This is a genomic window from Kandleria sp. (assembly GCF_017934775.1).
Lineage (GTDB): Bacteria > Bacillota_I > Bacilli_A > Erysipelotrichales > Coprobacillaceae > Kandleria > Kandleria vitulina.
The window spans coordinates 1-10,873 of the sequence record NZ_JAGBIX010000039.1; the positions used below are offsets into that span (position 1 = coordinate 1).

Genomic DNA, 10,873 nt, shown 5'->3' on the forward strand with positions numbered 1-10,873 from the left:
GTTTTGTATCTGTTCAAAATAACACAACTCTAAAACATTCAGCATTACGAACTATTTTAAGATTTTGTTTTGTATCTGTTCAAAATAACACAACTCTAAAACCTCAAATTAGGGTTTAGAGTCTATTCGCTCAACGACTGCTAGTCATCTTGAACAAAATCTTCATTGAAATCATTATCAATGATAAAAGTCTTAAAGTATGTGTTTTCGAGATTTCTATAAGAATTCTCGATAAATAATATATTAATATGCTTATAATTCTTGTATTTACATAACTCTTCAAGTTGATGATCATCAAAGTAATTAAAGCAATTACACAACACAATAATTATACCTTGATTCAATTCAGAAACAAGTTCTAAGTAATTCATCAATAAATCAAATGTAGAAGAAATAGACTCCTGAGTAAATTTCACATTAAGGGATTTTAAATACTGATTAACTAATAAATCATCATTGTATTCAAAATCAAGATTCAAATTATATAGTTCATCTACTAATAATCCATTAATCTTTTCTATATATCTCTTATAACTAAAATCTTTATCTTCATCATGTAGAATTAACTTCTCAATATATTTATAAAGAGATGTAAGCATTGTTTTAGAATTAAGATTAATATTAGTAGGATTAATGATTACATCCATCTCTGAAGGAAGAACGTAGTCTTCTTTATCATTAAGAAGAAGTATTTCATTAGTCTTTAATTTATTATTTACAATACCATTTAGTAGAAATAAAATCTTAGAAAATAATTTATGATCTTCAATAATCAATCTTGTATTCGTACAATCATCAAAGATGATATCATTCTCAAATCCAGCTATACGTAATATCATAATATAATCATTCTTTCTTCTGAATCTTCAATGATGCTTTGCTTTTCACCTACAAGATATTCAATCTTAGAAAACTGTTTTTCAGTTATGACTAGTATCTCCACATCACCTTTCTTGGGTGCATGTGCCTTTAGTCTTGCTTTTACACCATTAACTACTGACATATTCAAAGCAAGTTTACAATACACACTTTCTTGCATCATTACAAAGCCATCATTTACTAAAAACTTATGAAATGTCCTATATGCCTTTTGATCTATATATGTCGTTGAAGGTAAATCAAACAATACAATTACTCTCATGTATCTATAGCTCATACTCAATGAATTTTAACTCATTGAGATTATGCTTCTTGATTGCCTGAAATACACTCTTTACATATATAGCTATGGCATTAGACACATATTGTTTACTTCTATTAATTACAACCTGTTGATTTAATACATCTATAAGTTTTATTTTCATAGCTCCATCAAATCCTTCATCAATATTATCTCTAACAATTTTATCTATTAATGGTCTAAATGGTTCCATTAAATCAGACGATAAATTATATGGGTTAAACTCATTTCGATGTTTTATTCCTAATTGTGTAAGATAACCATAAGCAACAATATCTCTATTAAATTGTGACAGAAGAACCGTATATCCATAATTAAGTGCTGCATTTAAATCACTGCCATCATCTCTTTTAAATGACATTCCAAATAATGTATCAAAATATACTTTAGCTGCATGACCTTCTCTATTTGTTTCATCATTGCGTTGAAGTTCTTCTATATAAACATCTAACTTATCTGCATTCTTTTCACCATAATGCTTTAGAATAATTGCTTGATTATGAATCTTCTCTTTAATAATTCTTGTCCATACATCAACCGCAAATTCCTTATCCCAATACAGCTGTTCATTTATTCTCTTACTTGAATTATGACATCCATAATATGGCATAATTTCTCCTGCAGGACTTCTTGTTTCATCACAAAATATAATTTTTATTTTTCTTTTGATTAGCTCATTAATCAAATAAGAAGTAATCACAACGGCTGTACTGTTGACAATAACCGTATTTATCTCAGATAAATGAATTCTACGGATATTGTCATTTCGTACAACCAAATAATCATTCTTATATGTTAATTTTGCTTTACTATCAATAACTACTATTCTCCAGCTCATAACTTATATTTCTTTGAATACATTCCTGTTGGAGAATCTGCGATGAAGGAAATATCATCTAACGAAATATTTCGTCCATGCAATCTTCCTACCATAGAACTAATATTAAAATCATCATACTTTAATTTCCCAAATGCAGAATTACAATGAAGTGTAACTAATATTTGTCTGATAATATCACATTTCTCTTCTATTGAAACAGATTCAAATTGTTCATGTTTCTCTTCGAATTTCTTTACTAAATTTTTTCTATATTCTGGATAATATAGTTCCATCTTGTTAATTAGCAATCTATACAAATCAATTATTTTCTCACTATCAAGATTATCGTAGTTCTTATATTTCATTACTTTGTATATCTCACAAACTAATTTAGTCTCTGATTCATTTAATATTAATTGTTTTGCATTAATAATTTCAGTAGGCGCAACAATATAATATAATCCACCATCTTTCTCAATAAGCTGATTCTTTAGAATTTCTTTACCAATTTGTACTTCTTCTAAGTCTTCTGCTTGCTTAAGATAGTTAATCTTTGTTTCTTCATCTGCATTCTTATACATTAGAGGAATACCAGTAAGTTTATTAACATCTATTACCTTCTTCCCCTTCTTCTTTTTACCCTTAATTGCAACAATAAATGAATTTACACCACTAAAACCACCATATTTATTCACATTACTACGATACTTATTAACAGGTACAGTAGCCAATGTATTGTCTTTATCTGAATTAGTATCATTAGGTAAAACCGTAACATTAAAGAATGTACCATTATTTTCTTCTAACTTCTTTGTCACAAAGCAATCCTTATAGTAGAAACATTTCTTAATACGACTAATCCATTCAGGATCCCATACAACTTCTCCAGTATCTTTATCCGCATAAAGATTTCTCATACTGTTTAGAATAAATCCATCTTTATTCTTCTTAAACTCTTTATCTTTATTCTTATTATTTCTAAATATCTTCTGATATTCACCATAAATATATTTAGCATCTAACCCACTAAATCTATGCCCAATATATGCACCAATAACAGTTGCAATATAAGCATCATGCGCATGATGGAAATCATTAATATCTCTATTCTTATAGATATTATAACGTTCTCTAAACGCATGAGATAAATCTGCTCTAACAGTTACAACTTGTGTATTTTCATAGTGATTATCAATAATCTGAGCTACATGTTTAGTAATCTGTCTTGTTTCTACAATCTGTCTATTAATAAAACGTTCTTTATCTTTATCACTATATTCAGACTTAATCAATGAATAGAACTTCTTAGGACTAATAATCTTATTCTCATACAATTTATTCCAGAAACCAAACATCTTATTTCTAATCATTTCAGGAATTACTAGATCATCCAATTTTCTCTGATTTTCACTTGATAATACTAAAACCTTATTATCAATACTGTCATCCTTTAATAAAGACTGAGGTACAATATGATCCACCTGATATGTATCTAATCTATCAATATCCAATGGTTTACCTGTATACATACATTTACCCATCTGAGTATAATAAAGCTTTAATCTTTCCGATCTTATCTTAGATTTTGCATCTTCGCCTTTAAGATGTTTATTTGCTTCTTTCTCTGTTTCATCTTCAAAATCATAATCTTTATAAAGCTTCAACATCTGATTAACAAATGAATCTTTTCTTTCTTTTTCATCTTCATTTCTTGCAAATTCAATATACACATGAGCTGGCTCATGTTTCATAATCTTCTTAATTTCATCTACAATCAATAAGGCTTGCCAAATGCCTCTCTTAATGGCAGGTGAACCTGCTAACTCCTGAACTTCAGCATAGCTGAATTTACCAGATACACTTGTACTGTTTGCATCATCAATAGTCTTCTTGAAGCCAAGTTTCTCATCATTGATAACCTGCATCAAATTCATATTTGTGCGTTCCATTACTTCTAAAACTGTTTCTGGTGTTCTTGTACTATCTTTATATTTTGTCACGATTCCTGATAATAACTTCTTAGATAATCTTGACCATCCACTATATTTTAATTTGAGAATCTTCTTAATCTTTTCTTCATCTAAGTCATATTCTTTTTTTAATCTTCTTCTCAAGATTTTCTTATCTTCAAATACAGTTACATCATAGATAATCTTTTCAATGAAATCATAGTTAGATTCATTAATTTCTCCAAAAATCTTAGTGAAATCGATCCATGGAGTTAATGATGTTGAACAAGCATTTTCTTTTTGGAAACCTTCAATCTTAATATCATCCGTATTACTAAAATACTGATTCTTAACTAACCATTTCTTCATTGCATTAGCTGAAATAGATTTATGATCCATAAATAATGTATGAAGCATCTTATCTTTCATATCACGTTTAATAAGATGATCATTAATTCTTAATTTATTAATTTCATTAAGAACTTCATACTTACTCACTGTTAAAGAATTCTTTGCCATAACTGGTTCATCAGGGAAGTATGTACAGAAGTTTCTCATTCTTTTAATAAATTCATCAGCAGTTTTATCTACATCTACTATTTCATTCGCATTCCAAGGGAGAATTCTTTCATTTTCTTTTCCTTCTTTTTTAATAATCCAATCAAATTGTCTGTCTTTAGTTATATTAAGTGGACCAAAATAATAAGGAATTCTAAAAGTAAGAATAGATCTAATCTTATCTTCATTATCTTTTAAATCAGAGTAATAAACTGATTGATTCTCTAAGATTTTATTTAATTCATCCAGCTGCATCTGATAAGGAACAGCACCATTTGTACGTGAATTTTGTTTTAACATGAAAGATTCTAATTCAATCTTATTAAGAATTGTCTTTACATCAGGATCATCAATCTTCTCAATCAGTTTCTTAATATACTTGTAGAATTCATCTACCGGTGTCTTTGATGGATGATTAATGTAGTTACAATAGTTATTCTTCTTACTCTTTTCATCTCTAAAGACTTCAAAATATTTCTTAGGTAAATACTTACGAATAACATCTTTTAATAACTTTAAATCATTCTTGTGATCCTCATATCTCTGTATCATAGCTGCAGAAATAGATGGTTCAGATGTGTGTGCTGAACCTAGTATATTTTGTAACTCTACCCAACTGTAGATATCATGTAATAAATCAATGAATTCTACACAATCACCTAATAATGGTTGTTTTTCTACAAAGGCATCATCAAAAGTGGCATCACTGAATTTAAAGGAAATATCCTTTTCATCCTCATCATGTAAATCTGCTTCCTTTAACATTTTTGTAACATTAAATTTATTTCCTGCCAAAGCAGCACAAAGTTCTTTATAAGCAGCTTTATTATCTTTAGTAGTATCAAACAACGCAAATGCTTTATCAGCTTTATGTTTCTTTGACAGTGGTTCCTTCAATACATTAAGTATTTCATCAATTTTCTTTCTATCTTCTACATATTCAAACAGATTAATTTCATTAAATTGTCTTAAAACATCAATCATCTTATCTTCAATATTAGAAACATCCATAGAGAACTTCTGTCCTTCATATAAGAAATTTCCTCTATATTTCACAATATGATGTAAAGCAAGATAAATTAATCTTGGATCTTCTTTCTCTTTTGATTCACATAAGTGTTTTCTTAAATGATAAATAGTAGGATATTTATCATAGTAAGTCTTATCATTAAAATCTTTATCTATAAACAAATTGTAATTTGAATGATAATTTTCTTTTAGATAATCTTTCTTATCTTCCTGATCAAGAAATGATACATTCGCAAGTCTAATGAAGAATGTTGGATCCACATCCAATACCATATCCTCCATAATTCCTCTTAACAATCTAATACGTTCTCTTCTCTTATTGTAACGTCTTCTTGTAGAACGACTTGATCTTCTTTCTACAGCTGTATTCGCCTGTGTAAATAAACGTGAGCCCCACATATGTTTCCCATGTCTTTTTAATAGATTATAATGCTCATCTACTACAGCCCATCCTACAGATGCATCTCCAATATCTAATCCAATATTATAAATTTTATTATTATTTTGACTCATATCTTGACATCCTCCCCACAATAAACTATTCTAATAGTGACCTAAAACTAAAGTTTTGGTCTGTTCAAAATAACACAACGAGTTAAAATAAAGCTTATGCTTAAATGCTGGTTATCCAGTTGTCATTTAGATGACGTGCATCACTTCGGTGATGCTTTTTCTTTATAATTATAATCCTTTTTCCTTTTTATATGTACTAAACAAAGGTATATACAAAATTTTTTTCATCTTAACCATTCACACATTATTGTTGATATAGAAATGTCATTCACACTTTCTGTGAATAACGTTTCTATATTTTTTTATTTTCACAATAAATGTGAATAAAAAAATCACTCCCTTAAGAGTGATTAAATTAAGCATAGGCTCTATCAGCACCATAAACAGCTTGATCATATGTAAATCCTTCAAACTCCAATTGGTTAATTAATTCATCTCCAGAAAATGACATAACTGACAAATAATTCTTTGCACTTTTATAAGCTTGTTCATACCAATTAGCACCACAATGATCTACTGCATATTGCGCATCTTCATCACTGAACCCTTCAAAAGTTAACTGTTTTTTTAGTCCTTCCTTTGAAAAATTCATCCAAGATAAATAATTTTTAGCTGTTCCTAACGCATTTCTTTGACCAGAAGTTAATCTTTTTTTTGCTACTTTCTTAACAGTAACCTTACATTTTAAAGATTTCTTACCAACCTTAGCAATAATAGTAGATTTACCAGCCTTTAAACCAGTAACTTTACCTTTTTTATTAACTTTAGCTACTTTCTTATTAGAAGATTTCCATTTAATCTTCTTTTTAACTCCTTTTACTTTTAATGTAACTGCTTGTCCTACATAAATTGTAGCTTTCTTCTTATTAAGCTTCATTCCTGCAGCATTAACTGGAACAGTTAATGCCATTACAGTAGCTAAAATAACCAGAAATCTACTTATTATTTCCTTCATAATACGTCCTCCTTAGATACTAATTATTATAGTTATTCTTATTCACAATTTGGTATGCTCTCAGCATACTCATGCACATATGAGGTGATTACTGTTTTTATATTCACAATTATTGTGAATATAAAAAAGACTGAATCACATACTGTGTTTCAGTCTTTTCATATTAAAGTCTATTTACACCATAGACAGCCTGATCATTAGTAAATTTAATATAAACCAATTGTTCAATCAGATCATTTCTAGAATACCCATATTTAGCATATTCTCTTGCCGATCTTACTGCCTGTTCATACCAGTTTGCACCGCAGTGGTCTACTGCAAACTGAGCATCACTATCACTAAATCCATCAAATACAAGCTGATCTTTTAATCCCTGTTTTGAGAAAGCCATTAAATCTAAATAGCTTTTGGCTCTTGCTAAAGCATTTCTTTGTCCTGCTGATAGATTACTTCCAGCAGGTCTTTTCTTAACTGTAAGTTTACATTTTAATGATTTCTTACCAACCTTCGCAATAATAGTAGCTTTACCAGGTCTTAAACCTTTTACTTTCCCTTTTTTAGAGACTTTAGCTACTTTCTTGTTAGTAGATCTCCATTTTACTTTCTTCTTTTTAGCACCAATAACATAAAGCTTCAATGTCTGTCCCACATAAATTGTTCTTTTCATTGAAGTCTTTGCTTCTACATTAACAACCTGATTAGGCAATACTACAGTAACTGCAGTAAGTAATGCTAAAGCGACAATAAATGATTTAATAAATCTCTTCATAATACCCTCCAATTTTCCTATATATACTATTGATAATATAGTATTTCTTTTAGTAAGTATAGTCAAATATATATCTTTCAAATTTTCTATTTATTTTTCTATATAAAAAGGTAAAATGTTTCCATTTTACCTAAAAACTCTATCCACACCATAGATGGCCTGTTCAGGACTGTATCCTTCATATATAAGCTGATCAATCAATTCACTTCTAGATAGACTATAATCTTCCATGTAGTCCTTAGCACATTTATAAGCCTGTTTATACCAATCAGCTCCACAATGATCTACTGCATACTGAGCATCCTTTTCACTATACTTATCATAACGAAGCTGACTCTTTAATCCTTCTTTTGAAAAAGCCATAAAGCTTAAATAACTTTTAGCACTTTCTATTGCATATCTTTGTGCTGCTGTCATTTTTGAAACTATCTTTCTTACACTCACCTGACATCTTAATGATTTCTTCCCAATTCTTGCAATAACAGTTGTCTTCCCAGCCTTTATTCCTGTTATTTTACCTTTATTATTAAGTTTAACAATATTCTTATTTGTTAACTTCCACTTCACTTTCTTCTTTTTAGCACCTCTTACTTTTAATGTAACAGTCTGTCCTACTTTTATTGAAAGTTTCTTTCTACTTAACCTTATTGAAGCTGCTTCTACATTACAAGTAAACATCATCAATAATATCAATGAAATAAAAACTGACTTCATTGTTCTTCCCATAAGCTTTCTCCTTAAAATAAATTTCCCAATAAACAATATAAACAGTTTATCACATATATTGTGAATTATCATTTTTAATTCACAATATATGTGTATAAAAAAAGATATGAAACAATGTTCCATATCTTATTGATAAGCTCTATTTGCGCCATAAATAGCTTGTTCACAAGTAAATTTAACTCTTACAAGACATTCGATCAACTGTTCTTTAGATAATGCATAACGATTCAAATAATATTTTGCACATTTATAGGCCTGTTCATTCCAGTTAGCACCACAATGATCTAATGCATACTGAATTTCTTGTGCATTATATTTATCTGCAACAAGCTGATCCCTTAATAATTCTCTTGATACTGGATAATTCTGAAGAACGTATTTAGCTCTTGCTAAAGCATTTCTCTGTCCTGCTGTAACTGTTGATTTTCTCTTTTTAACAGTAAGCTTACATTTTAATGATCTCTTACCAACCTTAGCAATAATAGTAGCTTTACCAGGTCTTAAACCTTTTACTTTCCCTTTTTTAGAGACTTTAGCTACTTTCTTGTTAGTAGATCTCCATTTTACTTTCTTCTTTTTAACACCAATAACATAAAGCTTCAATGTCTGTCCCACATAGATTGTTCTTTTCATTGAAGTCTTTGCTTCTACATTAACAACCTGATTAGGCAATACTACAGTAACTGCAGTAAGTAATGCTAAAGCAACAATAAATGATTTTAAAAACTTCACAAATATTCCCTCCTCTAAAATAATTTTTTATTATATGTGTTTTCCTGACTGCTCCCACGGGCAAGCCACGTGGGGTTCTGATTGCCAAGGGTAGCTTGTAATCGTACACCATTTTCAGGCTTTGGAGTTACAAGTGTAAATCTGTCTGAATCAGGACTTTCATTACCAAGCGGTCCTACGACCACATTAGCGGTAAATTTCTGCCTTGCGGCAAGGACGTACAGTCAATCGCCCTGATATTAAGTTGTTAAGCTACTTTGATTCCGCTATTTATTATTCTTATCTTGTTGGCCTTAATCCATGCGATTAGGGCTTTTTCTTTGTTGTATTGAGCCTTAAATTCTGTAATACATTTGTCTTTATCTATGTCCTGTGTTCTATAATCGTAGCAGTAAAGCAGAAATGATGAATACCAGTCTCTTTGTACTTCAGTACCATCACGAAGTTTATACATCCTGTCAGACAGTTTCTTTTTGATGTAATCATCAGCCGTATGGTCGTACTGGCTTGCCCTGTAATTGCTCGGAACTTCTATATATGTACCATCCGTGGCCTTGAATTTCCTTTCTACCGCAGTCTGGAATCCAGATGGGCAGCGGTTCTTTATGGATTTTCCAAAGCGCTTTTTCTTGTTGAATTTACCTTTACTATTTTTAGTAGTCTCCTTAGCCCTCTTCATCAGCTTGCCTGCATTTTTAGGCTCTGTCACAAATACGTCTCCGAGACTTCGCAAATGGTTAGAATCCTCATTTATTGCGAGCTGCCTGTTGACTGCATTGATACGGCATAATTCAGAGTGCTTAGCTTTCAGCTTCTTATAATGATTTGAATATTTCCAGGTCTTACGGCCTTTCCTGATCGTGCCATCATCATTATAGTTCTGAGGATTTGTAGCCCGTCTCGACCTGTCCATGGCGCGGTAAAGGAGTCGTTCCTTTCTCTCGGATATCTGGATGCTGTTTCCGCGTTCCGAAAGATTTTTTAAGCCAACCTCGGTATTTGATGTATATGCAACCGTCTGAGTACCAATATCAGCCCCAATCATACCATTGCCATATATATGTCTTGGGTTACCATATTTGTTGTATTTTGGTTTTGCCTTGCCTTCGATAGCCAAATGAAGATACAGCCTGTATTTGCCTCTTATCAGCTTAGGCACGAGAGTAGCATAGCAAGGTCTGTATGTATCTATGCAATATGCGTCTTCTACAAATCTATAGACTGCTTTATGATCTATCATTTCAGAGTCAGCAAGATAAGATAGAACTGCGTCCACTTCATCTTGTTGAAATCTATCATTAATTTGTATTCCAAAGATATTCTTGCCGATTCTGAATTGCAACTTGTCACCCTTGACAGAGATAGGAATGCCACGATTTATCTGTTTTGCTCTGATGCATGGCAAATCTCCGTATTTAGAAAAATGAATAATACCGCCATCACCATAAAGACATTTTTCCATCCCGTGCCAGATATCTTCGGCTTTAGTAAGAGCAAAAACGGCATCTATGCCATATTTCTTGCCTATCGGAATCATGGACTTTCTGCAAAAATCCCATGTGACGTTGTATTCAGACTGCATTTCATTAAGCTGTTTTGCCAAAACCCTACGTTTATCTTTGTCTTGAGTATTGCCATATAA

General features: G+C 30.8%; 9 protein-coding genes. All 9 read right to left on the reverse strand.

The annotated features are described in order from the left end of the window. Window positions 1–140: 140 nt before the first annotated feature. Window positions 141–839: a type II-A CRISPR-associated protein Csn2 gene (gene csn2, locus J6L95_RS04615; RefSeq protein WP_287458317.1), complete on the reverse strand. Its 699-nt coding sequence runs from the start codon at window positions 837–839 to the stop codon at window positions 141–143. Beyond that, on the reverse strand, window positions 836–1,141 hold the full coding sequence (cas2, locus tag J6L95_RS04620) for a CRISPR-associated endonuclease Cas2 (RefSeq protein ID WP_287458318.1): 306 nt from the start codon (window positions 1,139–1,141) through the stop codon (window positions 836–838). The genes csn2 and cas2 overlap by 4 nt, the downstream gene beginning before the upstream one ends. Window positions 1,142–1,145: 4 nt before the next feature. Further along, the gene (gene cas1 / locus J6L95_RS04625; protein WP_287458319.1) at window positions 1,146–2,018 is read right to left on the reverse strand and encodes a type II CRISPR-associated endonuclease Cas1; all 873 of its coding nucleotides are present in this window, start codon (window positions 2,016–2,018) and stop codon (window positions 1,146–1,148) included. Further along, window positions 2,015–6,049 carry a type II CRISPR RNA-guided endonuclease Cas9 gene (cas9, locus tag J6L95_RS04630; protein WP_287458320.1) on the reverse strand — a complete coding sequence of 1,345 codons (4,035 nt, stop codon included), beginning with the start codon at window positions 6,047–6,049 and terminating at the stop codon, window positions 2,015–2,017. The genes cas1 and cas9 overlap by 4 nt, the downstream gene beginning before the upstream one ends. A 355-nt stretch (window positions 6,050–6,404) precedes the next feature. Next, the gene (locus J6L95_RS04635; protein ID WP_287458321.1) at window positions 6,405–7,004 is read right to left on the reverse strand and encodes an Ltp family lipoprotein; all 600 of its coding nucleotides are present in this window, start codon (window positions 7,002–7,004) and stop codon (window positions 6,405–6,407) included. Between the two features lie 163 nt (window positions 7,005–7,167). Next, window positions 7,168–7,773 carry an Ltp family lipoprotein gene (locus tag J6L95_RS04640; protein ID WP_287458322.1) on the reverse strand — a complete coding sequence of 202 codons (606 nt, stop codon included), beginning with the start codon at window positions 7,771–7,773 and terminating at the stop codon, window positions 7,168–7,170. A gap of 126 nt (window positions 7,774–7,899) precedes the next feature. Next, the gene (locus J6L95_RS04645; protein WP_287458323.1) at window positions 7,900–8,499 is read right to left on the reverse strand and encodes an Ltp family lipoprotein; all 600 of its coding nucleotides are present in this window, start codon (window positions 8,497–8,499) and stop codon (window positions 7,900–7,902) included. 126 nt (window positions 8,500–8,625) lie between these two features. Then, window positions 8,626–9,231, reverse strand: coding sequence for an Ltp family lipoprotein (locus J6L95_RS04650; protein ID WP_287458324.1), 606 nt, complete (start codon window positions 9,229–9,231; stop codon window positions 8,626–8,628). 247 nt (window positions 9,232–9,478) lie between these two features. Then, a partial coding sequence (locus J6L95_RS04655) for a hypothetical protein (protein WP_287458325.1) occupies window positions 9,479–10,873 on the reverse strand: 1,395 nt, incomplete at its 5' end.